The sequence below is a fragment of the Kitasatospora sp. MAP12-44 genome (assembly GCF_029892095.1).
GTDB lineage: Bacteria > Actinomycetota > Actinomycetes > Streptomycetales > Streptomycetaceae > Kitasatospora.
On the sequence record NZ_JARZAE010000004.1, the window covers coordinates 1,107,602 to 1,131,995 of the forward strand.

Consider the following 24,394-nt stretch of genomic DNA (forward strand, 5'->3'; position numbering starts at 1 on the left):
GCACTCCTGACGTTACGTCAGAATCAGGCTAGGCCTGGTTCTTTGCGTTCTCATCGGCGTTGTTGAGCAGATCGGAGGTGTTCTTGCCCTGCTGACCGAGGTTGTCCACGGTGTCGCGGACCTGCTTGAGCAGATCGCTCAGGTCACTGGTCGGCTTGTCGACCTGGCTGTGGTAGGTCTGACCGATTTCGTCACTGCCGGCCGAGCCCTTGTTGTACGCGGTGATCTGGTCGACGTTCTTGCGCATCCTGTCGATGGTGTCCGACATGCTGCCGAAGTCCGCGAAGGACTTCTTGAGGTCCGCCAGCGCCACCAGCTGCTCAGCCACGGAACTCCTCCTGCCGGGTGCGCTTGCGCCGCTCCTCCTCCTCGGCGAAGCCGGGGCGCATCGAGCGCAACGGGGCCAGCAGCTCGTCCAGTTCGGTGCCGCCGGTCATCGAGGTCCGCAGCGCCTCGCCGATCCCGCGGAACGAACTCATCGACTCCATGACCCGATCGCCGATCTCGGCGCGCGCCTCGTTCAGCACGTCGGTGAGGATGCCGGACAGCTGGGCGGGCGCCATCGAGCGGTAGGCGGTGGTGTGGAAGGTCAGCGAGATCACCTGGCCCTGCGCACCGACCTTCGCGGTGACCATCCGGTCCTTGGAGGTCACCGAGGCGGTGGCCGCCGCGAGTTCCTTGGCCACCTCGGCCATCCTGGTCTGCTGCTCCTGCAGGTCGGCCATCGCCTGCTCGATCTGCTCCGCGAACGGGGTCGTCATCGCGGGCACCTCCATCGTGTCTGCGATCTGCCGCGGGCCCTGGAAGCAGGGCCCGCGGCAGATCGGCGTACAGGTCGTCACTTCCCTCTACGGACGGACGGGCCCCGGAGGTTCGGTTCCCGGCGTGACGACCTGCGCACACACGCTCTCAGCGGCCGATCACACCGCTCACCGCGCCGGACTCGGTGCCCCAGACCTCCTCGTCCTCGGCCAGCCAGGTGGTGCGCTGACGGTCCTGGCCGCCCTGCCCCTGCGCACCCGCGCCGCCCATGCCGGCGCCGCCCATCGGCGGCATCATCTCGCCGCCCGCACCGCCGGTGGTCGCCACCGACTGGCCGGTCAGCTGGGCCTCCTCGGCGGCGCTCGCGGCGGCCGCGGCCTGCTCCTCCGCGGCGGAACCGGTCGTCGGTTCCGCGGACAGCGCACCGCCCCCGACGTCGCCGCTGGCGACCCGGCCGCCGACCCCGAACGTGGGCCCCACAGCCGTAGAGCCACCACCGGTCGACAGCAGCGCGGAGCCGGAGCCGCCGGACGAGCCGCCGCCGTAGCCGCCCAGCCCGCCCACGCCGCCCAGTCCGCCGACGGTGATCGGCGGGCCGAGGTACCCACCCGTCCCGCCACCGCCACCGCCGCCGGTCTGCACGCTGCCGGGCGGAGCGGCGAAGGCGTGCTCCTCGTCGCTCAACAGCTGGTCCGTCTCGGAGACCGGCTTGCCGTTCGCATCGAGGACGCTGCCGTCCGGGCTGATGGTGTCGCCCTTGGCGAGCACCACCGGGTTGCCGTTCACATCCAGCAGCGGCTTGCCGTCGGGGCCGGTCACCGTACCGTCTGCGTTGAGCTTCGAGCCGACCGGAAGCCTGAGCACAGGACCGGACGGCGACAGGGCCGCCTGGCCGACCGTGGTGCCCACCGGCACGTACCGCGGCTTCCCGTCCGGACCCAGCAGCGGCTTGCCGTCGGGCCCGATCAGCTCGCCCTTGTCGTTGACCGTGGTGCCCGCCGGTACGAACTCGGGCTTGCCGCTCTTGTCGACCAGCTGCTTGCCGTCCTTGCCCAGCAGCGGGACCTGGCTGCCGGGCCCACCACCGATGCCGATGCCACCGCCACCACCGCCGATACCGACGCCACCACCGCTGACCTTGGGCGGGCCCGGCGGGGTGACATCGTTCTTGGACGACGGCGGCGGTGGCGGCACGGTCCCGCCCCCGCCGTCCTTGGGACCGCTCGTACCGGGGGGAGGGACTGCGCCGGGGGGATCGACCGGAGGATCGGTCGGCAGCACCATGGTGGGCTGGATGAGCTTGGGCATCAGCTTGGCGGCGTCGCTGTAGCCCTTCGCCAGGTAGGTGGTCACATGGTCGTTGGCCGGCTTCTCGAGGTCAGTGCTCACATATCCGAGCCATTTGGCCTTGGCCGCCTTGTCCAGCGCCGTCATGAAGGCGGAGGCGTTGTCAGGGGCGACCCCGCCCGAGAACGTTCCAGTCTTACCCGCGGGGGTGGTGGGGTCGGTCGTCAGCGTGAGCACCGACATCATCGTCTGGAACGACTCCAGCAGGGAGGTGTACGGCGACGCATGGGAGTAGAGCTTCGGCGGCTGGATCGTCCACCCGCCCATGGTGATCTTGTCTGTTGCGACCCATCCCTTCCAGGCGTCCACGGCATTCGAGATACCCGAGAGGGTGGACCAGAGATCGCTGGAGGCCGTGCTGATGGCCTGCGAGATCGGACCGGCGCTCCCCTTGGTGTAGTCCCCCATCTGAAGGTAGATCTGCTGGAACTCACCCTTGATGCCGAGCAGGGCCTCTCTGAGCCGACCGGCCGCGCTGCCCTGGAAGTCGGTGTCGTCCCCGTCGACCGTACTGGCCCATCCGTCGGCGAGCGCGATCTGGTCGTTCAACCAGCTGTCCGTCTGGTCCATCAGGGCGGCCGCGTTGATGAAGCTGTTGCCGTCGACGGTTCCGTTCCCCACCGGCCAGTTCCCCAACAGCGGGCCGATGATCGTCCCCGACGCGTTGCAGAAATTGGACCATGGAGAGTTCGAGCCGTCCGTGGGATCCCACATGCTCCAGGGCAGGTCGATACCGACGACGGTGCTGCACGGCGTTTTGCCTACGGTGAACTTCCACTCGGCCCAGAGGTCGAAGTCGCGGTTCGCCTTGGCGGTGTACCCGGTCTTGACGGACGGGGTGCCGACCCAGGTGGCGACCTTCGGGCCTGCGGCGTCGCCGCGGTCGATGACAGCGTCACTGTTCGTCGACCCGGCGAACGTCCTGAGGATGTTCTCCCAGCTGTACGGCCCTGCCAAAACTGACTCCCGGTGAACTTGTTCGGTAAGGGGACGACGAGGATGCGCCGGGTGGAGTGCGCCTGCTACGACACCCCACCCGGCGCTGCCTTAGACCGACCGGTCTTAGGCGGGCGGAGCCGGCGCCGGGGGCGTCACGCCACCCAGCACGTCCTGAAGCACGGTCATCATCTGTGCTGCGGTGAGTTCGTCATCGGCGTTGTTCAGTTTCTGGCTGGCCATCTGCAGGTCCATATAGATCTTGCCCAGCGTCGAGTCCACCGTGCCCAGAGCCGTGCCGAGGTCGTCGCAGAAGACCTTGTACGTGTTGATCAAGCCCGTGACCTCGGTGATGACGCTGCTGGTGTTCCCCGCCAACAGGACGTCGCTGCTGAGCAGCTGGATCTGCTTGGCGAGCTCGCTCCGGAATTCCTTGAGGGTCGCGGAGAAGTCCTTGAGACCCTGGTCGGTCATCGAGATGGTGCCGCTGCCCATCCGCGCCGCCTCCTTTCGCTCAGTCGCTCAGCCACTCAGTGCGAGTAACCGGCGGCAGCCTGGTTGTCGGCGGTCACCATGGTCTCGTGCATGGTGCCCAGGCACGACGCGGCGGCCGCGATGTCCTCGGTCATCTGCGTCTCGTTCTGGTTCACCGCGGCGAGGAAGTCCGTGAACGCCGTCGCCGCCGCACCCTGGAAGTGCTCCTGCAGCGGGGTCAGGACCTGGACCAGGTGGTCCATGTCGTTGCGCATCGTGTTGCCCGCCGCCTGGAGTTCCTGGACGGCCTGGTTGATGGTCTCGTGGTGGAGCGTGAGGTCTGCCATGGGAGTGTTCCTTTCGGTCCGTGCGCCGTCAGTTGCCGCTGAGAGCCTTGAAGACAGGGTCCGAGGCGCCCCAGTTGCCGCCGATCAACCCGGCCTCCTCCTCGGCCTGGTTGAGGACCTGGTTGGCCGAGCCGGTGCTCTCCATCAGCTTCTCGAAGGCGTTCATGACCACCTTGTAGCGCGTGATCCAGTCCTCGATGTTCTGCTGGAACTTGCTGCTCGCGCCGGAGATGTAGCCGGCGTTGATCTCGGCGTTGATCCGCTCGACCGTCAGGGCGGAGGTCATCATCTCCGAGATCTTCGAGTCCAGCCCCTGCATGGCCTGCTGGATCGCCGCGTCGTCCTTGTTCAACACTGGTGTGGACACCGGTGCTCCCTCCTCGGTCCGCCGGGCCGCACGTCGCAGGCCCGTACTCGCGTCATCTGGTTCAACGGGCCCGTCCGGCCGCCCGGTTCAGCCACAAGGGGCAGTTCCTGCGACCGCCGTCACCACCACGCCGCCGCTCGCCAGCGGCGCCGGGTCCAGGCTCGGGCCGGTGGGCAGCAGGGCGAGCAGGCCGTCGGGGACCGCCGCCGGGCTGACGGCCGCGTAGCCGAGCTGCTTCACCACCGCGGCCGAGGCCAGCGGGTACTTCACGCCGGCGTCGGTCACCAGGTAGTCGGTGCTGCCCGTCCCCGCGCCCGAGAGCGCGCGCACCAGCGCGCCGCCGCCGGGGTGCACCGCGATCCGGTCGGCGGTGGTGCAGGAGACGGACACCCCGGGCTGGGCGGCGGGCGGCTGGGCGGCCGACGCGGTGGCCGCGTCCAGCACGGTCACCGAGGCGGCCGGCGCGCCGGAGCCCACGTGCAGGTCGGCGCAGACGGCCTGGGCGGGCCCGGGTGCCAGCAGCGCGGGCGGCGCGGACGGCAGGGTGCTCGCGAAGCCGTTGCCGGGGGCGGTGTGCGCGGCGAGGTCGTCCGGGCCGATCGCGGCGGGCCCCGTCGCCGCGCCCGCATAGGCGTCGCGCTGGGTGCGCAGGTCGCCGCGCAACAGGGCGAACTGCGTGTCGGTGAGCGGCACCAGGCCGGCCTGGGTCAGCACGTAGTGCGCGCCGCCGGGGGCCTGGAAGAGCTGGCCGACCCGGCTCGGGCGGCCGGCCAGCACCGGGCCGGGCGCACCGCGCCCGGGGATGTCGGGGGAGGCCAGATCGGGGCCGGCGGGGAGCGAGTCGAGGAACCCGGCGGTGACCGCGAAGGGCGTGGTGCCGCCGTAGCCCAGCGCGTCCAGCGCGCCGTCCTTGGTGTCGGCGCGCAGCCGCTGCCCGTGCCAGAGCAGCTGCACCGAGCCGTCCGGCGCGCCGACCAGCAGGCCCTGGCCGGGGGCGAGCGCGCCGCCTTCCTGGCGCGGCCCGACCAGCAGGCTCAGGCTCGGCGCGAGGCCGCCGGCCGCCGTCGGCTGCAGCGTCCCGCAGGCCAGCCAGGCTCCGGCGCCCAGCCCGGCGGCGGGCGGCAGCCCGTCCGGCGCGCCGAGGATGCCGACCGGCCCGCCGCGCGGCGCCCCGGACAGCGAAGCCTGGCCGACCTGGTCGACCGTCAGCTGATCGCCCGCCAGCAGCTTGGCGCTGGTCTCGTTCAGCACGGGGTGCAGCAGGCCGCCCGCGTAGAGGAAGCGCGCACCGGTCTCGTTGACCACCACCAGCGTGCCGGACTTGGCCCAACCGGTGTTGCCGCCGGGCTTCATCACCCCGTAGACGGTGGTCCCCAGGCCGATCAGCACCGCCAGCGCGAGCCCGGTCAGCGCGCCGCGGGTGGTGCGGCTGGTGGGGGTGTCCGGCGCGTCGGGCTCGGCCCGCAGCATGCCGGAGGCGAGCCTGCTCATCACGAACAGGTGCGCCTGCACCTGGTCGCGTCGGGACTGCATCCGGTTTCCTCCTGGTCATCGAACTGGTCGTAGAGAGTTCGGTCGGGGCGTGCTCAGCCGTTCATGGCGCGCAGCATGTGGTAAACGCCGAGCACCAGCAGGCTCAGCGGCAGCAGGGTGACCGCGGTCAGCGTGTGCAGCAGGTCGGCGGCCCGTCCCCAGTACGGCAGCAGCCGGCGCCCGGGCACGGTCCAGGCAACCACCAGCAGCGCCGTCGCCACCGCGAGCAGCCCGGCCAGCACCAGCAGCCGCCCGCCGGTGGACGCGCCGAGCGTCAGCCGGGCGGTCAGCAGCGCCAGCCCGTACGCGCCGGGCAGCAGCACCGCGAGCCGCTGCGTGATGCTGCCGATCGCCCGGCTGTGCAGCAGGAGCAGCACGCCGAGCGCCGCGGACAGCGCGCCCGGCGCCCACCCCGGGCCGAAGGCGAGCAGCGTGAGGCAGCCCGCGCAGGCCGCCCCGACCGTCAGGTAGAACGCGGTCAGGTAGTCGTCGGCCAACCGGCTGCGCTCCAGGACGCCGGTCGCCTCGAAGGGCTCGATGCCCTCCTGCAGTTCGTCGGCGTTGCGCGGCAGCGCGGGCAGCCGCAGACCCGACAGCCGGAAGGCCAGCGACGGGACGAACGCGCCGAACAGCACCACGACCACCGCCACCAGCGCCGCCGCCTGCTCCGGCGACTGCCCCGTCAGCGCGAGCACCCCGGCCAGCACGCCCAGCAGCGCCAGCAGCACCAGCGCCAGGAAGAGCGGCGCCGAGCAGGCCACCGCCGCCAGCCCGAGCACCGCCGCGCCCGCCGCCGCCGAGGACCCCGCGAGCAGCCGCGCCCCCGTCAGCTCGTCGCCCGCCGGACCGGACGGCAGCAGCACGCCCGCCAGCGCCAGGTACGGGACGGCGGCCGCGGCCAGCGCCGTGCCGACCCCGGCGTCGGCCATCGCGCGCGAGGCGCTGGCCGCACCGAGCAGCAGCAGCAGACCGGTGACGGCGGCCGCCGCCTCGCGCAGCTGCTGGGAGCCGGGCAGCGCGAGCAGCAGGACGCCGCCGAGCAGCGCGACCAGGCCGAGACCGACGGCCAGGTGGTGCGTCAGCAGCGGCCGCCAGGAGTCGCCGCGCTCCTGCATGCCGGTGGCGACGCCGTCCACCAGGTCGTCGAAGTGCACCGGCGGCAACGCGGCCCGGCGCGGGCGAAGGTAGAGCTCGTCGCCGTCGTGCAGGCCGAGCACCTCGGCGGTGAGCTCCTCGTCCAGCGGGTCGCCGCCGAGGTTCTGCAGCACCCAGCCGCCGTGGTCCAGGCCCTGCTCATCCAGCTCGGGACCGGCGTAGCCGATCACGGCGGGCAGCAGGTCGGCCAGCGGTACATCGGCCGGGACGGCCAACTCGAAGGCCGAGCCAGGTGCCTGGAACCTCAGGCGGCACAACCCCGCGACGGCACTGGTGTGCACGCGTCCTCACTCTCCCGCTGCTGATCCGGTGGTGGGGTGCCGGCGCACCCCACCCGGCTGAACGGGCGCGGTGGCGAATTGAGTTCACCGGTCGGCCGGTGAACCCCGCGCGCCCGCCGAACCGTCCTCCGAGGGGGCGGCAGTCCCCAGCTGTGTCGTGAGGTGAGGAGCCTTCAGTTGAGCGTGGTCCTGGTCAACCGCACGCCCCGGCGCCCCGGGCCGGAAATGCCGGACGGGGAGATGCAGTTGCAGGAGCCGCCCGTCCTGCCGGAATCGCAGAGCGGCATGTCCAGCATGGTCAGCATGGCGCCGATGGCGCTGGGCTCACTGTCGATGGTCTTCATGTTCCTGCGTCCGAGCGGCCAGGGCGGCGGCGCGATGACGTACATCGGCGGCGGCATGATGGCACTGTCGGCGGTGGGCATGCTGCTCACCTCGTTGATCCGCGGCTCCAGCGACCGCAAGCAGCAGGTGCGCGCCGAGCGCCGGGACTACCTGCGCTACCTCTCCCAGATGCGCAAGCAGGCCCGCAAGACCATCGTCGGCCAGCAGGAGGCGCTGGCCTGGCGGCACCCGGCCCCCGGCGAGCTGTGGACGCTGGTGCGCACCTCGCGGCTGTGGGAGCGGCGCGCGGCGCACCCCGACTTCAGCGACGTCCGGATCGGGCTCGGCCAGCAGCGCATCGCCACCAAGCTGGCGCCGATGTCCACCAAGCCGGTGGAGGACCTGGAGCCGCTCTGCGCGCACGCGCTGCGCCGCTTCATCCACGCCTACGGCACGCTCGACGACCAGCCGATCGCGATCCACCTGCGCGGCTTCGCCCACCTGCTGGTGCGTTCGGAGGACGACCCCGAGCAGGCCCGTTCGCTGGTCCGCTCGGTGCTCGCGGGGCTGGCCCTGCTGCACGCCCCGGACGAACTGCGGATCGCCGTGGTGACCGACGGCCCGCGCCGGGCCTCCTGGGAGTGGGCGAAGTGGCTGCCGCACGCCCTGCACCCGACCGAGACGGACGGCGCGGGCGCGCTGCGCCTGGTGGCGAGCACGCTGGCGCAGGCCGAGCAGCTGCTCGGTGAGGAGTTCGCCGCCCGTCCGCCGTACGAGCGGGACACCGTCCCGGGCCGCGACGAGCCGTTCACCGTGATCGTGCTGGACGGCCCTCCCGCGTCGGGCATCGGGCGCCCCGCGCAGGCCGGCTACCGCAACGCGATCCTGATCGACCTCGGCGAGGCGCTGGAGTGGAAGGCGTCCCGGGTCACCCTGCGGCTGCGGATCGCGGACGGGCGGCTGGCGATGGTCGGCGCCGACCGCAACCGCAAGGACGAGTTCACCGACCTCGGCCGGCCCGACCAGCTCGCGCTGCCGGCCGCGACCCGGCTGGCCGCGCTGATGGCGCCCTACCGGATCGGCGACTCGGCGGACGCCGGCGAGCCGCTGGCCACCGACTTCGACCTGACCGCCCTGCTGGGCATCCGCGACCTGCGCCAGCACGACGTGGCGCAGCACTGGGCGCAGCGGACCCAGCACAACAAGCTGCGGGTGCCGCTGGGCCTGGGCGCCGACGGCAAGCCGGTGGACCTGGACATCAAGGAGTCCGCGCAGGGCGGCATGGGCCCGCACGGCATGCTGATCGGCGCCACCGGCTCGGGCAAGTCCGAGCTGCTGCGGACCCTGGTGCTGGCGCTGGCGATCACGCACTCCTCCGAGGTGCTGAACTTCGTCCTGGTCGACTTCAAGGGCGGCGCGACCTTCCTCGGCCTGGACGCGCTGCCGCACACCTCGGCGGTGATCACCAACCTGGCCGACGAGGCCTCCCTGGTGGACCGGATGCGCGACACCCTGCACGGTGAGCTGGTGCGCCGCCAGGAGCTGCTGCGCTCGGCCGGCAACTACTCCTCGCTCCTGGAGTACGAGAGCGCACGAGCCGCCGGCACGGCGCTCGACCCACTGCCGACACTCTTCGTGGTGGTCGACGAGTTCAGCGAACTGCTGGCCGCACACCGGGACTTCATGGAGCTGTTCATCATGATCGGCCGACTCGGCCGCTCCCTCGGGGTGCATCTGCTGCTCGCCTCGCAGCGGTTGGACGAGGGCCGGATGAACGCCCTGGAGTCGCACCTGTCCTACCGGATCGGCCTGCGCACCTTCTCCGCCATGGAGAGCCGCGGCGTGCTCGGCGTGCCGGACGCCTACCAGCTGCCCTCGCAGCCCGGCAACGGCTTCCTGCGCAGCGACACCTCCACCCTGACCCGCTTCAAGGCCGCCTACGTCTCCGGCCCCTACCGCCCGCGCCGCCGCCCGGCCCAGCAGGCGGCGATCGCCGGCCAGGTCGTCGCGTACGGCACCGAGTACGTGCTGCCCCGGCACCGTCCGCTCATCGAGGAGGTGGAGCCGGCCGTCGAGGAGAGCGGCTCGCTGCTGGAGATCGCGGCGAGCAAGCTCTACGACGCGGGCCCGCCGGCCTACCGGGTCTGGCTCCCGCCGCTGGGGGTGCCGCCCACGCTGGACGAGCTGCTGCCGCCGCTCGCCCCGCACCCCGAGCGCGGCCTGACCACCGAGGGCGCCGGGCGCGGCACCCTCACCGTCCCGGTCGGCCTGATCGACCGGCCCTTCCACCAGCTGCGCGACCTGATGGTGGCCGACCTCTCGGCGGCCGGCGGCCACGTCGGCATCGCCGGCGGTCCGCAGAGCGGCAAGAGCACCCTGCTGCGCACCCTGATCACCGGGCTTGCGCTCACCCACACCCCGCGCGAAGTCCAGTTCTACTGCCTGGACTTCGGCGGCGGCGCGCTCTCCTCGCTGCGCGGCCTGCCGCACATGGGCGGCATCACCGGGCGGCACGACCCCGAGCGGGTGCTGCGGACCGTCGCCGAGATCAACGGCATCCTGAACCGGCGCGAGCAGCGCTTCGCCGAGCTGGGCATCGACTCGATCGACTCCTTCCGGCGTCAGCGGGCAGCCGGCGAGCTCACCGACGACCCGCACGGTGACGTCTTCCTGGTGATCGACGGCTGGAACACCATCCGCCAGGAGTTCACCGACCTCGCGCCGGTGCTGACCCTGATCGCCCAGCGCGGCCTCAACTACGGCATCCACCTGATCGTCGGCACGACGCGTTGGGGCGAGATCACCGGCGCGCTGCGCGACCTGCTCGGCACCCGCTTCGAACTGCGGCTGGGCGACCCGGTCGACTCCGTCATCAACATGCGCGCCGCCGCCAAGGTGCCCAAGGTCCCCGGGCGCGGCCTGACGGACGAGCAACTGCACTTCCTGACCGCGCTGCCCCGGATGGACGGCTCCGGCAGCACCGACGACCTCGGCGAGGGCGTCGCCGACCTGGTGGACGCCATCGCCGACCACTGGACCGGCCCGCGCGCGCCCGAGGTCCGGATGCTCCCGCTGATGCTGGACGCCGCCACGCTGCCCGCCCCCGAGGGCCGGCTGCGGATCCCGATCGGCCTGGAGGACACCGCGATCGCCCCGCTCTGGCACGACTTCGAGGAGTCGCCGCACCTCATGGTGGTCGGCGACAGCGAGAGCGGCAAGACCAACCTGCTGCGCCTGGTCACCGCCGCCGTCACCACCGGCTACACCCCCGACCAGGCCAGGATCATGCTGGTCGACTACCGGCGCGAGCTCTACGAGGCGGTGCCGGAGGACTACCGGCTCGGGTACGCGGTCGGGGTGGACGTGCTGCGCCAGATCGTGGACGGCGCGGCGCGCGCGATGCAGAACCGGGTGCCGGGCGCGGACATCTCGCCCGCCCAGCTGAAGCTGCGCGACTGGTGGCAGGGCCCGGAGCTGTTCATCGTGGTCGACGACTACGACCTGGTCGCCGTCTCCGGCGTCAACCACCCGTTCGCCGCGCTCTTCGACCACCTGGCGCAGGGCACCGAGCTGGGCCTGCACCTGATCGTGGCGCGCGGCGCCAACGGCATCGGGCGGGCGATGAGCGACCCGCTGCTGCGCAAGCTCCAGGAGATCAACACCCCTGCGGTGCTGCTCTCCTGCCCGCCCAGCGAGGGGTTCCTGTTCGGCAACGTCAAGCCCCGGCAGTTCCCGGCCGGGCGCGGTCTGCACATCACCCGGCGCCGGACCGTGCAGGTGCAGACCGGGCAGCTCGCCAAGGCGGAGTGAACCGGGCGCGGCGCGCGGGACGTAGTTCCCGGTGGGGTCCGGCGGTTCCAGCGCCATGCCCCCAACCGACCCGTCATCGAGCAGTGGAGGCAGGCGATGCCCGCGTCGACCCCGCACGTCACCGGGGAGCCCGCCGGCGCCCCGGCATCCCGATCGCCGCTGCGGACCCTGCGGTCACTGGGACGGGGGCGCGGGCGAGCCCCCGTCCCCGCGACGCTGCGCGCGGTGGGCCCGCACTTCGTCATCAGCGGCCAGGACGACGACGGGCTGACGGCGGCGCTCGGCCGGCTGCGGGCCGACCCGGATGCCCTCGTCCTGGTGGCCGCGGCGGCCGACGCGGCGCCGGTGCTGCGCGAGCAGCTGCCGGAGCTCGCCCGGGTCGCGGCCACCAGGGGCGCCGGCCTGCTGGTGCTGGCCGCGTCCGGGCTGGCCGCCCCCGGTGCGGACGGCGGCCCCCGGGGGGCCGAGCGCGTCGCGGAGCTGGCCGGGCTGCCGGTCGTCGCGCCGGACGGCCCGGTCTCGATCCAGCCGGACGGCACGCTGCTGGCGACCGGCTCCTGGTGGCGCTGCCCGCCCGGCAGGCCGGCCGAACAGCTGGGCGCACGCTGGCCGTTGCCGCACCCGTCGGCGCATCCCTCGGCACATCCCTCTGCGCTGCCGACGCCGGCCACTCCCCCGGCCTCTCTCCCCTCCAACGAGCCGCCCAGGCGGCCGGACGCCGAGCCGGACTGGACCGAACTCCTCGGCCCAGACGGCCCCTTGGTCTCCCGACTGCCCTCCGGATACTGGCTGCGGGCCTCGGATCCCGCACCGGGCTTCCACTCCACCGCACTTGAGGCCGTGTCCGCCGCACCGGGCAGCTACGCCCTGGTCGTCGGCCATCCGACCGACCCACTGCTACCAGCCCACCAACTCGCCACCGCCGCACGCCACTTGTCCGCGCACGGCGGCGCTCCGCTGCTCAGCGCCCCCTGGGCCGGCCCGGTGGAGCTGATCGCGCTGGCCGCCGAACTCGCCGACCAGCTGCGCCGGGACGTCCGGGTCGCGGTCGGCCTGCCGATGCGGACCGTGGACGGCCGGTCGTCCCGGCTGCTCCACGCCGACGGCAGCCTCGGCTGGGAGCCCTTCCTCGTCGAGCTGACCGCCTGCGTCGACCGCCAACAGGTGGTCCCCACCGCGTGGCGCAACCGGCCCGAGCGCTGGATCCCGTGCGGACCGGCCCGCTTCACCGCCATGCCGGGCTGGCAACTGGAGGCCGTACCGGCCGGGCTCTGGCTGCGCCCGGACGACCCGCAGGACTCGGCGCCCCGGCTGCTCGCCGCCGACCCCGGCCGACCGCTGCTGATCGTCGGCACGCGGGACCTGCCGGTCGGCTCCGAGGTGTGGGAGGAGCTGGGTGAACTCCTGGGCGGGATACCCAAGTTCGGCGACGCCCGGCTCGGGCTGCTGGTCGTCGGCAGCATCGCCGACCCGGCGTCCGAGGCCATCGCCCGCTTCAGCGCCCGGCTGCACAAGCTCGACTGGACGGACCCCGAGCCGCTCCCCGCTGCCCCCGCAACCATCCCCACCCCTCCGCCGGCCCCCGAACCCACACCTGCGCCCGAACCCGAACCCTCACCCCCCGCCCTGCCCACTCCTTCCCTCCCCACTCCCCCCGCTCCCCCCACCCTCCCCATCCCCGCCTCCCCCACCGCCACAGCGCCGCGCACCAGCACCCCCGCCGAGCGCACCGCCGTCAAGTCCCTCCTCGGCGAACGCTTCCAGCGCCTCGCAAGCCGCGCCGACCAGGCCGCGACCCGGCTCCCCTCCCTGCGCTCCTCCTTGCACGACGACCTCAAACCCGACCTGGTCGCCGTCCTGCTGCACCACCTCGACGCCGACGCCCCGGGCTCACGCGCCGAACTCGCCCTCGCCGCAAGGAACTCCGCCCCCGGACCGCTCACCCCGGTGCTGGCCTGCCTGTCCTCCGGACTGCGCCGCTTCCCCAGTCACCACGGCGCCGTCCTGCTCGGCGCCCACGCCGGCCCTGACGAGCTGCGCCACTACACCCCGGGGGCCACCCTCACCGAGCCCGCGCCACTCTCCGGATTCCCCGCCCTCGACGTCGAGTTGGGCACACCCATCGAGTTCGCCGCGTGGTCCGTGACCGGCCGCCGCACCGCGGTCTTCGCAGCGCTCGGCGCGGAGCCCGAGGTGGTCTTCGCACCGGGCACCCGCTTCTCCGTCCTGGCCGTCACCCCGGGCTCCACCCCCGAGCACCCCACCCGGGTGCTGCTGCGCGAACTGGGCCCCAGCGCACCGGAGTCCGCCGAGCAGCACCCCGCCGTCCGCGACCAGCTCGCCCTCGATCGCCTGCTCGGCTGGCTCGCCCGCCGCGACGCCCTCGCCCCCGCCGAACGCCGCCCCCTCCCCCACCCGTCCCGCCAACTCCTCACCCCCGGCGTCGCCCCCGCTTGACGCCTCAGGCTTCACGCTCCCGCAGCGTCTTCAGTCAAGTCCCTTGTCCCAATTGGTGCGGGATCCTCGTCAACCGCCTCACCTTCAGCATCCAGACCATCACCGCCTGCCCCCCATTCCCGGCTCGGCAGGCGCCCTCCCCACGAGCTGCACCCTCACCAAGCAAGGGTCACCCCTCTACTGGACGCTCGGGGTCACCCTCGCCTACGCCGCGACCGCGTTCTTCTACATCCGCCGCTCCAACAACCGCGGCGTCGGAACCCCGATCCGGCCCTACGTCCTCGCCGGGATCGCCCTCGTCGCCCTGATGGCCGCCACCGAGTTCTGGGCCGGCCGGCACGGGACGCCGCCGCCCGGCGCCCCGCTCGACTTCTGGGGCCTGCACCTCGACCCCGCCGCCGGGCCGACCCAGTTCCTCGAACGGTTCACCGGAGCGGCCGCATCCGTCGGACTGCCGCTGCTGGTGCTGTCCTGGGTGAAACGCAGCCGCGCCCTGCTGCTCGTCGCCCTGGCCTACCTGGCAATCGAACTGGCGCCGATCTCCACCGGCTGGGCGGGAATCGCCCCCACCTCACCCTGGTCGACCCTGCCCCGCCTGGCCGTCCCCGGCGTGTTCCTCCTGCTCGGCGCCCTCGGCTTCGCCCTGACCCAGCTGCCCCGTCAGCGCGACGCGTCATGACCACCGAGCCCACCACCGAACCCGATCAGCACCCCGTCAACAGCCTCGACGACGTGGTCCACCAGCGCATCCGCCTCGGCATCCTCACGGTCGCCCACCAGGCACGCCGTGTCGAGTTCGGCTTCCTGCGCACGGCACTCGGTCTCACCGCCGGAAACCTCAGCCAGCACCTGGCCGTCCTGGAGAAGGCCGGACTGATCCACATCGAGAAGGGCTACGAGGGCAAACGCCCCCGCACCTGGCTCTCCCTCACGCCCGCCGGCAGCGAGGCCCTCCAGGACGAAGTCACCCACCTCAAACGCCTCATCCACCAGATCGAGCAGGAGATGCCTGTGCCGTGACAATCGCAGGGGCCCGCGACCACGACACCCAAACGCCGTGGCCTGCGGATCCCCGATCGGGATCCGCAGGCCACGGGAGAGAGCGGTGGCGGTCAGGAGCCGAAGCCGGACCACTGACCCGTGTTGCCAAGCATGTAAATACCACTGTCAGCGAGGTGGCCGGTGCCGTCGTTGGTGTAGAGCTTGAGGTTGTTATTGGCATCGATGCCAGCGATGTCAATGTGGCCGTCACCGAGGAAATCACCGGCGACCACGCTGCGGAAGCCGGACCACAGACCGGTGTTACCGAGCATGTAGATACCGCTGTCGGCGAGGTGGCCGGTACCGTCGTTGGTGTAGAGCTTCAGGTTGTTGTTGGCATCGATGCCAGCGATGTCAATGTGACCGTCACCGAGGAAATCACCCGCAGTGATCTGCTTGAAACCGGACCACTGACCAGTGTTGCCCAGCATGTAGATACCGCTGTCAGCCAAGTGGCCCGTACCGTCGTTGGTGTAGAGCTTCAGGTTGTTGTTGGCATCGATGCCAGCGATGTCAATGTGACCGTCACCCAGGAAATCACCCGCAGTGATCTGCTTGAAACCGGACCACTGACCAGTGTTGCCCAGCATGTAGATACCGCTGTCAGCCAAGTGGCCCGTACCGTCGTTGGTGTAGAGCTTCAGGTTGTTGTTGGCATCGATGCCAGCGATGTCAATGTGACCGTCACCCAGGAAATCACCCGCAGTGATCTGCTTGAAACCGGACCACTGACCAGTGTTGCCCAGCATGTAGATACCGCTGTCAGCCAAGTGGCCCGTACCGTCGTTGGTGTAGAGCTTCAGGTTGTTGTTGGCATCGATGCCAGCGATGTCGATATGGCCATCACCGAGGAAATCACCCGCGGCCAGGCGGGCCATCCCTGTCGAATTGCCGACGGTGACACCGATCGCGGCGTAGGTGTGGTTGGCGTTGTCGATCTCGTTGGCGACGGGCTGGACGGAGTAGCTGCCGGCGGCCAGGGCGGCGGTGCTCCAGGAGTAGGCGTACCCGGTGGTATTGGGGCTGGTGGGTCCGCCGCCGGCGCGGAAGGTCTGGTTGTATCCGTTCGGCCCGGTGATGGTGTAGTTGAGGTAGTTGATGAAGCCGTTGGCGGTGACGGTGGAGGTCAGGTTGACCGTGCTGCCGCTCTGCTGGGCGTTGGCGGTGACGTTGAATCCGGCGGGGATGGCAGGGGCGAGGTTCTTGGAGCGCAGGAGTTCGTAGGAGCTCTTGGCGTAGCCGTCGATGGAGCTGTCGCTGGTACTGGCGGCGTATTCGCCGGTGAGGACGCTGGAGTTGTCCTCGGCGATGTAGTTGAAGGTGCCGGCGGACTGGTTGATCCAACCGGCGAAGAGGTTGATGTGCTGTCCGGCGACAGCGAGTGCGTCGCCGGGCTGCAGCTGGGACCAGCTGGTCAGCTTGGTGCTGTAGGTGGAGGCGTCGATGCCCGGGGAGGGGTTGGTGACCGCCGGGCTGCTGGTCAGCTGCCAGGCCATGTCGACCAGGCCACCGCAGTCGGTGCGGTAGGGGCCGCCGACCTCGGCGTCGGAGAAGGACTGTCCCTGGTTGTAGGTCACCTTGTGGGAGACCCAGTCCAGGGCGCGGGTGACCATCTGAGCGCCGGTCAGCTTCGCGCCGACCCCGGTGCCCAGCGTTCCGGTGGAGGTCGGGGTCATGCTCCCGCTGCTGTAGTAGCTGCCGGTGTCGGCTGAGGCGGGCCCGGCGACGATCAGGCCGGCGGCCACCGCGATGGCGGCGAGGGTCGCGGTGCGGGAGCCGGCACGAGGAGAGATCTTGATGCTCATGGCAGTGGAGTCCTTCGGTTGATGGTGGAGGCGTTGGCGACGGCCGTCCTGCAGGTACGGCGGTCGCGTGACGGCACAGGGATGGCCGGTGCCTGGCGGTGAGTGCGGAAACGTGAAGCAGAGGGACCGGGTCGGGGCGGCTGGAGTTGCGGCTGCCCTGCAGGAGCAGCCCTCGACAGCGGCCGCGGTGGCGGCTCGGCTCGGCTCGGGAGGTGCGGGGGACGCTGTCCTGCAGGACAGCGGTCACGGGGCGGCCGTCAGAGCCGGGTGGCGACTGGCTCCACCGGCGGAAGGTAGCGGCGTTGCATGAGCGGTGAACCTTGGTGGCTGCGGTGCAGGAGTGCGGCGGCGCGCCGTTCGGCGCTGCCGTCCTTGTCAGCACCGTCGCAGGGGAGGAAGAAGAGGAGGAGGTCGACCCGGTTGGGTTCGATGCCGCCGCCGGCGTGTTCGAGGCGGTCCTCAGGGGCCGCGTGTGCCCACAGGACGTCCACCACCTCGCCGACCTCGGCCCCATGAGGCCTGTCATCAGCCGCCTGGCGGCGCATCAAGGAGGCGTAGACGATGTCCATCCGAGGTCAGCCCCAGGTGCCGTTGCCCGGAGTGACCGTCGCGGTGGGCGTGGTCGCGGCGGCGGCCTGGGCGGTGATCGCGGCGGCGGCGTTGGCGGGCTGGGCGACGGCGGCGGAGGACATCAGGGCGACGGTGCCGATGGCGAGGGCGGCGACCGCGGCGGCCTGGGCGATGCGGGTGCGGATCATGGCGATGATTCCCTTTCGGGTGGAAGCGACGGGTGTCTTGTCCCGGATTTCGCACCCCGCGGTGGCGCTTGCTCCGGTCGCCGTTGGGCCCGTTTCCGTTCCCTGCTGGCGATGAACAGCTTCGCCGCAGAACAACGCCTCCGGAAGGAGTTCACGGCGTCACCAACTCGCCTGGCGAGATCCCGACATATTGTCATGGCCACGTCGGACTGCTGCCGGTGCGCCTGACCTGCGGCCGCCTGCAAAGCAGCGGTGCGAATCTTGATGCAACGCCGGGCGGCTGCGACCATGACCCCGTCAGGCGCGACCACGGGGGGCGTGCCGCCGTCACGAGGACCCGACACGATGCTGGAAGCACTGGGCCTGACCACCACCGCAGCGGCCGTCTACCGGGCCATGCTCGACCACCCCGGCCACGGCGTCGGCCAGCTCGCGGACCTCACCGGCCTGACCCCCGGTCAGGTCCATGACTGCCTGGACGAACTCACCCACCTCATGCTCGTACGCACCTCCAGCGAGCATCCCGGCCAGCTCCGCGCCGTCTCCCCGGAAGTCGGCCTGGCCGACGTACTGGCGCGTCAGGAGGCCGACCTGGCAGCGCGCCAAGCCCAGCTCGCCTTCTCCCGCGCCGCCGTCACCCGCCTGGTCGCCGAACGCGCCGACTCCCGCTCCGGCTACGGCGAACGCCTGCTCGGCATGGACGCCATCCAGAACCGGCTGGACATCCTCATGCGCAACGCGGCCACCGAGTGCGTCGGCGTCCACCCCGGCGCCGCCCAGCGCCCCGAGGACCTGGCCGCCGGCCGCGAAGGCAACGCCGCCGCGATCGCCCGCGGCGTCACCGTCAAATCCCTCTACCAGGACGCCACCCGCAACGACCCCCACACCACCGCCTACGCCCAATGGCTGCTGAGCCTGGGCAGCGAAGTGCGCACCGCACCCGTCCTGCCCCAACGACTGGTCATTGTCGACCGCGCCCAGGCCCTGGTCCCCATCGACCCCGCCGACACCCGCAAAGGCGCGCTCCACGTCACCGAACCAGGCATCGTGGGCGCCTTGGCCGGCCTCTTCGAACAGGCCTGGGCCACCGCCGTCCCCCTCGGCGCCACCCGCGCCGAAGACCCCAACACCGGCCTGACCGACACCGAACGCGCACTCCTGCGCCTCCTCGGCACCGGCCTCACCGACGAAGCCGCCGGACAACGCCTGGGCATCTCCGCCCGCACCGTCAGCCGCCACATGGCCTCCGTCATGGAACGCCTCGGCGCCACCAGCCGCTTCGAAGCCGGCATCAAAGCCGCCCAGCTCGGCTGGCTCTGACCTCGCCCATGTGCCCGTGCAGGACACCGGATCCTCGTACGCCAACGAGCGCGGGCCGGTGGCAGGGCCCGCCGAAATCTGGCACGATCTCCCGGTGAGTCGATCCGCAGTGACCTTGCGCAAGCTCGCGCTGGACGACCGCCAGGCGGTGCACTCCTGGGCCGGCCTGGAGCAGGCCTGCCGCTACCAGCCGTGGGGGCCGAACAGCCAGGAGCAGACGCACGCGTTCGTCCAAGCCGCTGTTGACGCCTGGTCAGACGCTCCTCAGCGCAGGTTCGCCTACGCCGCCTGCATCGAGGACGACGTCGTCGGCATGGGTGAGCTGCACATCCGCAGTCACAGCCACCGCCAGGGCGAGATCACCTACATCGTGCACCCGCGGGTCTGGGGTCGCGGCGTGGGCACAGCGATCGGGCACCAGCTCCTCTCGCGCGGGTTCGAGGACCTGGGACTCCACCGCATCCACGCAACCTGCGACCCGCGCAACCTCGCGTCGTCCCGACTGCTGGGCAGGCTCGGCATGACGTACGAGGGGCGGCACCGACACACCGCGCTGCTCCGGGACGGCTGGCGGGACTCCGAGGTGTTCGGCATCCTCGACACGGAGTGGGACGGTCTCGGCGTGGTGAACCCTCCCCCGAGCCCCCGCTGATGCCCCGCTGATTCCCCCTCACACCGCCAGGCGGCGCAGGCGTTCGGTGTCGGTGAGGCGTGGGCAGGTCAGGCAGGTGTCGGCCGGCCGGATCGTGTAGTAGAGGCAGCAGCCGAGCCGGGTGCGGGTCAGCGGGCCAGGGTCGGCAGCGGGGGCGTCGGCCGGGAGGCGGCGGAAGGCGGCGGCGCCGGGGAGCGGCGGGGTGGCGCCGGGCAGTACGGCGCAGGCGGCCGCCACCGCCCGTTCCTCCTCCCCGAGCATCCGGCCCAGGTACCAGATCCCGGAGACCAGATCGTCGGTCACCATGCCCCAGAGCGCCCGGTCCCCGCGCTTGACGGCCGGGCGGAACGCCTCCAGCACCGGCGCCGCATGGGCCACCACCGCCGCTCGCAACTCCGCGCGCAACTCCTCCTCGGAGGACACCTCGCCATCGCCGGACCATCGCAACTCACCCACCCGGTCTCCCGCCATCCGGGTGAGCCGGCCCGGCCGGACGGCGAGGTCGCCGGTCGCCGCTTCGATCCAGATGTCCGCCGGACGCAGCCTCGGCACCCGGCGATCGAGGTACCAGGGGCCGCTGATCAGCAGGCAGGCCGACCAGAGGTAGTGGTGCAGCAGCCGCGACGCGGCCACATGCCCCGGCACCGCGCAGCCGTACCGGGCACTGATCCGCCGCGCCTCCGCCTCGACCAGCCGGTCCCGGCACTGCGCCAGTTCGGCGACGGAGCACCAGCCCTGATCGGCCGACGGCGCCGGCTGCCCGGCCTCCAGCACCGAGAACCGCAGCGCCTCGCAGACATCGGCCAGACGTCGGTAGCCGCCCACGAGCGGCTCCCCGGAACGAGCCGGGATCGCCTGAGCGTCGAGCATGTGGTCCCTCCCGCAGCACAGCCAACAGCAGCCAAGGATTACTAAGGTGAGCCTCACCTTATAGCCAGTCAGGCGCCACTCGATCATCACTGGAGTGCGATTGATCTCTTGGGCGAAACTTGACTTACTTAGGTATGCCTAACCTAAGCTCTGGCTCGTGCTGAGAATCGATCCACCGGCCTCCACCGCCCCGACGAGGCGATCTCCGACAGTCCGGCGTTCCCTGCTGCTGGCTGCCGGGCTCTGCCTGCTGACGCTCTGCCTGCTCCTGAGCCTGGCTCTCGGATCCCGCCCACTCCCGCTCTCCACCGTGCTGGACGCCCTCACCGGCAGCGCCCACGGACGCGACGCCGAGGTGGTCACCGGACTCCGGTTGCCGCGCACGGTGATCGGACTGGCGGTCGGCGCCGCGCTCGCAGTGGCCGGGACGGTCGCCCAGGGCGTCACCCGCAACCCGCTCGCCTCGCCGACCACGCTCGGCATCAACGCGGGCGCCGGCTTCGCCGTGGTCACCGCGATCTACGCCCTGCACCTCACCCGACCCGTCGAGTACGTGTGGTTCGCGATCGCCGGAGCCGCCGGGGCCGCCCTCGCCGCCCAGGCGATGGCCCGCCGCGGCGGCGAGCTGGACCCGACCCGGCTCGCGCTCGGCGGCACCGTACTGGCCGCCGTGCTGACCTCCTGGACGTCGGCGCTGATGCTCGCCAGCCGCCGTACGTTGGACGAGGCGCGCTTCTGGCTGGCCGGCTCGCTGAACGGTCGCGGGTTCGAAGTCCTCGCCCCGATCCTGCCGTTGATCGTGCTGGGCCTGGTCCTCGCGTTCGCCCTGGCGCCCTCGCTCAACGCGCTGGCACTCGGCGACGAGACCGCCGCCGCGCTCGGCGTCCCGGTCACCCGGATCCGGGTCGCCGGCGGACTGGCCGTCATCCTGCTGGCGGCGGGCGCCGTCGCGGTGGCCGGGCCGGTGGCCTTCGTCGGGCTGGCCGCACCGCACCTGGTGCGCCTGCTGCTCGGCAACGACCACCGCTGGCTGCTGCCCGGCGCCCTGATCGGCGGTCCGATTCTGCTGCTGGCCGCCGATGTGCTGGGCCGCGTGGTGGTCCGGCCCTCCGAGCTGGAGGTCGGCATCGTCACGGCCTTCCTCGGCGCCCCCCTGCTCGCGGTGCTGGCCCGAAAGGCGGCCCGATGACCACCCTGACCCTCCCTCGGGTCACCGGCAGCAGGGCCCGCGCGCGCCGCCGCACCCTGCTGCTCTGCGCGCTGGCACTCGCCGCCCTGCTGGCGCTGACCGCGATCGGCCTGGCCTGCGGGCAGGTGCCGATGGCCCCCGGCACGGCGCTACGCGCCCTGGTCGGCCTCGGCGACGCGGGCGATGTGCTGGTCGTCCAGCAGTTCCGGGCGCCGCGCGTGCTGGCGGCGCTGCTCGCCGGAGCCGCGCTGGCCGTCTCCGGGTCGCTGCTGCAACGGCTGCTGCGCAACCCGCTCGCCTCGCCCGACGTGATCGGGGTGACCGGCGGCGCCTCGTTCGGCGCGGTACTGCTGCTCGCCACCGGAGCCTCCCAACTCCTCACCCCACTGGCCGCGTTGGGCGGCGGACTGCTCGCCGCACTGGCGCTCGGGGCGTTCTCCTGGCGCTCACGGGTCGCGGTCGGCCGACTGGTGCTGGTCGGGCTGGCGGTGCAGGCCGGACTGGCGGCGGCGGTCAATCTGATGATCGTCCGATTCCCCGCCGAGCTCGCCTCCTCCGCCCTGCAGTGGACCACCGGCTCGCTGTACGGCAGCACCTGGCCCGAGATCCGGGCCGGCGCTGCCGCCGTGGGGCCGGCGCTGGTCGCCGCGTTCCTGCTGACCCGCCGGCTCTCGGTGCTCGACCTGGGCGACGACCCGGCCGCCGCGCTGGGCCTGCGCCCCTCTCGCGCCCGGCTGCAACTCCTGCTGCTGAGCGTCGTGTTGGCCTCGCTGGCAGCCGCGCTCAGCGGACCGGTCGGGTTCGTCGCACTGGCCGTCCCGCACCTGGTGCGGCTGCTGGCCGGACCGCCGACCCACGGCACGCTGGCCCTGACCGCGCTCAGCGGAGCCGTCCTGCTGCTGGGCGCCGACCTGATCGTGCTGCACCTGCTGCCAGTGCACGGCCTGCCGGTCGGCGCGATGACCGCCACGCTCGGCGCGCCGTGGCTGCTGGTCCTGATGATCCGCCAAGCCGACTGGAGCTCCCGTTGACCACCAACCAACTCGCCGCCCAGGGACTGGCCTTGCGCTATGGCCGCCGCACAGTGGTCGACGGCCTCGACCTCACGCTGCCCGGTGGCGCGGTCACCGCGATCGTCGGTCCGAACGCCTGCGGCAAGTCCACGCTGCTGCGCGGCCTGGCCCGGCTGCTCACCCCGGCCGCCGGGACGGTCACCCTGGACGGCGCGGACGTGCACCGGATGCCCGCGCGGGCGCTGGCCAAGCGGCTGGGACTGCTCCCGCAGCAGCCGGTCACCCCCGAGGCGATCACCGTGGAGTCGCTGGTGCGCCTGGGCCGCTACCCGCACCAGCGCATGCTCAGCCCGTGGTCGGCCACCGATCAGACCGCCGTGGAGGAGGCGCTGACCCGCACCGGGACGGCCGAGCTGCGCGACCAGCAGGTGGACCGGCTCTCCGGCGGCCAGCGCCAGCGCGCCTGGATCGCCCTGGCACTGGCCCAGGACACCGAACTGCTGCTGCTGGACGAGCCGACCACCTTCCTCGACCTCCGCCATCAGCTCGAAGTCCTGGACCTCGTAGCGGACTTGAACGCCGAGGCTGGCCGCACGACGGTCATGGTGCTGCACGACCTCGGCCAGGCGGCCCGCTACGCCGACCACCTGGTCGTGCTGCACGAGGGCCGACTGGCCGCCGCCGGACCGCCCGCCGAGGTGCTGGACGCCGAGCTGGTGGAGGCCGTCTTCCAGGTCCGCTGCCAGGTCGTCCCCGACCCGGAGACCGGCACCCCGCTGGTCGTCCCGCGCGCCCGCGCCAGGCGCCCCGCCACCGTCTGACCCACCAACCCCGGCACACCGGCCCGGCCGCCCCAAGGCCCCGCCGCTGCCTCGCCCTGCCCTGATTCCGTACCCGCCACCACCCACCACCACGCAGAGAGACCCCCCGTGAACCAGCGCACCACCACCCTCCGCCTGCCCGCCGCTCTGCTCACCGCGGCCGTCAGCGCCGCCCTGCTCACCGGCTGCGGCGGCTCAACCGGCACCGCAGCCGGCACCGCCGCGAGCTCCCACCAGGCCGTCGCCGACGCCGGCGCCGGCTTCCCGCGCAGCGTCAAGCACGCGATGGGCACCGCCGAGATCAAGACCCGCCCGCAGCGCGTCGTGGTGCTGGACAGCGGCGAGTTGGACGATGTCACCCTGCTCGGGATCACCCCGGTCGGCGCGGTCTCCCCGCATATGAAGACCGAGGGCGGCTTCCCGAGCTACCTCAAGGGCGCGCTCGGCGGCACCAAGGACGTCGGCCCGATGGCCGAGCCCAACCTGGAGCTGATCGCCTCCCTCAAGCCCGACCTGATCCTCTCCTCCAAGGTCCGCCACGAGAAGGTCTACGCCCAGCTCAACGCGATAGCGCCGACCGTCCTCGCCGAGACCACCGGCTACCCGTGGAAGGCCAACCTGGCCCTCTACGCGCAGGCGCTCGGCAAGGAGGCCGAGGCCACCAAGGCGCTGGCCGACTACCAGGCCCGGGCCGCCAGGCTCGGCGCCGAGATCAAGGCCAAGGACGGCGGCAGGATGCCGACCGCCTCGGTGGTGCGCTTCGTGGCCGGCCCGACCCGGCTCTACCAGAAGGCCTCCTTCAGCGGCACCGTACTTCAGGACGTGGGCCTGGGCCGCCCGGCCTCGCAGGACGTGGACGGCTCGATGCTGGACGTCAGCGCCGAGCAGATCGACAAGGCCGACGCCGACCTGGTCTTCGTCACCGTCGCGGACGACCCCAGCAAGACCCAGCAGAGCCAGGTCCAGTCCACCCCGGTCTGGAAGAGCCTGAACGCGGTGCGGAACAACCACGTCTTCAACGTCCCGGACGAGACCTGGATGTCGGGCATCGGCGTGCAGGCCGCCGACCAGATGCTCGGTGACATCGCCAAGGCCGCCGGGGTCCCGGCCCCGCAGTAACCCATGCCCATGC

Annotated in this window: 22 protein-coding genes; 10 read left to right on the forward strand and 12 right to left on the reverse strand. The window is 72.1% G+C overall.

Features of this window, described 5'->3' with window-relative positions:
• Nucleotides 1–28: 28 nt before the first annotated feature.
• From P3T34_RS05685 to eccD, 8 genes are all read right to left on the reverse strand, one after another.
• Nucleotides 29–328, reverse strand: a complete 300-nt coding sequence (locus P3T34_RS05685) for a hypothetical protein (RefSeq protein WP_280664883.1) — start codon at nucleotides 326–328, stop codon at nucleotides 29–31.
• Nucleotides 321–761 carry a YbaB/EbfC family nucleoid-associated protein gene (locus tag P3T34_RS05690; protein WP_280664884.1) on the reverse strand — a complete coding sequence of 147 codons (441 nt, stop codon included), beginning with the start codon at nucleotides 759–761 and terminating at the stop codon, nucleotides 321–323. Before P3T34_RS05690 ends, P3T34_RS05685 begins: the two co-directional genes overlap by 8 nt.
• Before the next feature lie 148 nt (nucleotides 762–909).
• A complete protein-coding gene (locus P3T34_RS05695) occupies nucleotides 910–3,066 on the reverse strand; it encodes a hypothetical protein (RefSeq protein WP_280664885.1) in 2,157 nt (718 codons plus the stop codon).
• Nucleotides 3,067–3,171: 105 nt separating this feature from the next.
• Nucleotides 3,172–3,540 carry a hypothetical protein gene (locus P3T34_RS05700; protein WP_280664886.1) on the reverse strand — a complete coding sequence of 123 codons (369 nt, stop codon included), beginning with the start codon at nucleotides 3,538–3,540 and terminating at the stop codon, nucleotides 3,172–3,174.
• A 35-nt stretch (nucleotides 3,541–3,575) separates the two neighbouring features.
• Nucleotides 3,576–3,866, reverse strand: a complete 291-nt coding sequence (locus P3T34_RS05705; RefSeq protein ID WP_280664887.1) for a WXG100 family type VII secretion target — start codon at nucleotides 3,864–3,866, stop codon at nucleotides 3,576–3,578.
• 28 nt (nucleotides 3,867–3,894) lie between these two features.
• The gene (locus P3T34_RS05710; protein WP_280664888.1) at nucleotides 3,895–4,233 is read right to left on the reverse strand and encodes a hypothetical protein; all 339 of its coding nucleotides are present in this window, start codon (nucleotides 4,231–4,233) and stop codon (nucleotides 3,895–3,897) included.
• Between the two features lie 87 nt (nucleotides 4,234–4,320).
• Nucleotides 4,321–5,766, reverse strand: a complete 1,446-nt coding sequence (gene eccB, locus P3T34_RS05715) for a type VII secretion protein EccB (protein WP_280664889.1) — start codon at nucleotides 5,764–5,766, stop codon at nucleotides 4,321–4,323.
• Nucleotides 5,767–5,819: 53 nt separating this feature from the next.
• Nucleotides 5,820–7,202: a type VII secretion integral membrane protein EccD gene (eccD, locus tag P3T34_RS05720; RefSeq protein WP_280664890.1), complete on the reverse strand. Its 1,383-nt coding sequence runs from the start codon at nucleotides 7,200–7,202 to the stop codon at nucleotides 5,820–5,822.
• 177 nt (nucleotides 7,203–7,379) lie between these two features.
• On the opposite strand from eccD, the gene eccCa reads away from it, so the two are divergent.
• The 4 genes from eccCa (at nucleotide 7,380) to P3T34_RS05740 (ending at nucleotide 14,813) form a co-directional block, all read left to right on the forward strand.
• Nucleotides 7,380–11,336, forward strand: coding sequence for a type VII secretion protein EccCa (gene eccCa, locus P3T34_RS05725; RefSeq protein ID WP_280664891.1), 3,957 nt, complete (start codon nucleotides 7,380–7,382; stop codon nucleotides 11,334–11,336).
• Nucleotides 11,337–11,432: 96 nt separating this feature from the next.
• Nucleotides 11,433–13,793, forward strand: coding sequence for a hypothetical protein (locus P3T34_RS05730; protein ID WP_280664892.1), 2,361 nt, complete (start codon nucleotides 11,433–11,435; stop codon nucleotides 13,791–13,793).
• A gap of 43 nt (nucleotides 13,794–13,836) precedes the next feature.
• On the forward strand, nucleotides 13,837–14,472 hold the full coding sequence (locus P3T34_RS05735) for a hypothetical protein (protein WP_280664893.1): 636 nt from the start codon (nucleotides 13,837–13,839) through the stop codon (nucleotides 14,470–14,472).
• On the forward strand, nucleotides 14,469–14,813 hold the full coding sequence (locus P3T34_RS05740) for a transcriptional regulator (RefSeq protein ID WP_280664894.1): 345 nt from the start codon (nucleotides 14,469–14,471) through the stop codon (nucleotides 14,811–14,813). The genes P3T34_RS05735 and P3T34_RS05740 overlap by 4 nt, the downstream gene beginning before the upstream one ends.
• A 92-nt stretch (nucleotides 14,814–14,905) precedes the next feature.
• Here the strand turns inward: P3T34_RS05740 and P3T34_RS05745 are convergent, their stop codons facing one another.
• The 3 genes from P3T34_RS05745 to P3T34_RS05755 all read right to left on the reverse strand — a co-directional run bounded on the left by P3T34_RS05745 (nucleotide 14,906) and on the right by P3T34_RS05755 (nucleotide 17,397).
• Nucleotides 14,906–16,510, reverse strand: a complete 1,605-nt coding sequence (locus P3T34_RS05745; protein ID WP_280664895.1) for a VCBS repeat-containing protein — start codon at nucleotides 16,508–16,510, stop codon at nucleotides 14,906–14,908.
• Between the two features lie 386 nt (nucleotides 16,511–16,896).
• Nucleotides 16,897–17,208 carry a hypothetical protein gene (locus P3T34_RS05750; protein WP_280664896.1) on the reverse strand — a complete coding sequence of 104 codons (312 nt, stop codon included), beginning with the start codon at nucleotides 17,206–17,208 and terminating at the stop codon, nucleotides 16,897–16,899.
• Between the two features lie 6 nt (nucleotides 17,209–17,214).
• Nucleotides 17,215–17,397, reverse strand: a complete 183-nt coding sequence (locus P3T34_RS05755) for a hypothetical protein (protein ID WP_280664897.1) — start codon at nucleotides 17,395–17,397, stop codon at nucleotides 17,215–17,217.
• 345 nt (nucleotides 17,398–17,742) lie between these two features.
• On the opposite strand from P3T34_RS05755, the gene P3T34_RS05760 reads away from it, so the two are divergent.
• Both P3T34_RS05760 and P3T34_RS05765 read left to right on the forward strand, forming a co-directional pair.
• Nucleotides 17,743–18,717, forward strand: coding sequence for a LuxR family transcriptional regulator (locus tag P3T34_RS05760; RefSeq protein ID WP_280664898.1), 975 nt, complete (start codon nucleotides 17,743–17,745; stop codon nucleotides 18,715–18,717).
• A gap of 94 nt (nucleotides 18,718–18,811) precedes the next feature.
• Nucleotides 18,812–19,369, forward strand: coding sequence for a GNAT family protein (locus P3T34_RS05765; RefSeq protein ID WP_280664899.1), 558 nt, complete (start codon nucleotides 18,812–18,814; stop codon nucleotides 19,367–19,369).
• 18 nt (nucleotides 19,370–19,387) lie between these two features.
• On the opposite strand, the gene P3T34_RS05770 is transcribed toward P3T34_RS05765, so the two are convergent.
• Nucleotides 19,388–20,239, reverse strand: a complete 852-nt coding sequence (locus P3T34_RS05770; protein WP_280664900.1) for a (2Fe-2S)-binding protein — start codon at nucleotides 20,237–20,239, stop codon at nucleotides 19,388–19,390.
• Between the two features lie 223 nt (nucleotides 20,240–20,462).
• Between P3T34_RS05770 and P3T34_RS05775 the strand changes: the two genes are divergently transcribed.
• From P3T34_RS05775 to P3T34_RS05790, 4 genes are all read left to right on the forward strand, one after another.
• Nucleotides 20,463–21,428: an iron chelate uptake ABC transporter family permease subunit gene (locus P3T34_RS05775; RefSeq protein ID WP_280671840.1), complete on the forward strand. Its 966-nt coding sequence runs from the start codon at nucleotides 20,463–20,465 to the stop codon at nucleotides 21,426–21,428.
• Complete coding sequence (locus P3T34_RS05780) at nucleotides 21,425–22,459, forward strand: iron ABC transporter permease (RefSeq protein ID WP_280664901.1); 1,035 nt, start codon at nucleotides 21,425–21,427, stop codon at nucleotides 22,457–22,459. The genes P3T34_RS05775 and P3T34_RS05780 overlap by 4 nt, the downstream gene beginning before the upstream one ends.
• Nucleotides 22,456–23,262 carry an ABC transporter ATP-binding protein gene (locus P3T34_RS05785; protein ID WP_280664902.1) on the forward strand — a complete coding sequence of 269 codons (807 nt, stop codon included), beginning with the start codon at nucleotides 22,456–22,458 and terminating at the stop codon, nucleotides 23,260–23,262. The genes P3T34_RS05780 and P3T34_RS05785 overlap by 4 nt, the downstream gene beginning before the upstream one ends.
• A 108-nt stretch (nucleotides 23,263–23,370) precedes the next feature.
• Entirely contained in the window at nucleotides 23,371–24,381 is a 1,011-nt protein-coding gene (locus tag P3T34_RS05790; RefSeq protein WP_280664903.1) for an iron-siderophore ABC transporter substrate-binding protein, read from the forward strand.
• The last annotated feature ends 13 nt before the right edge of the window (nucleotides 24,382–24,394 follow it).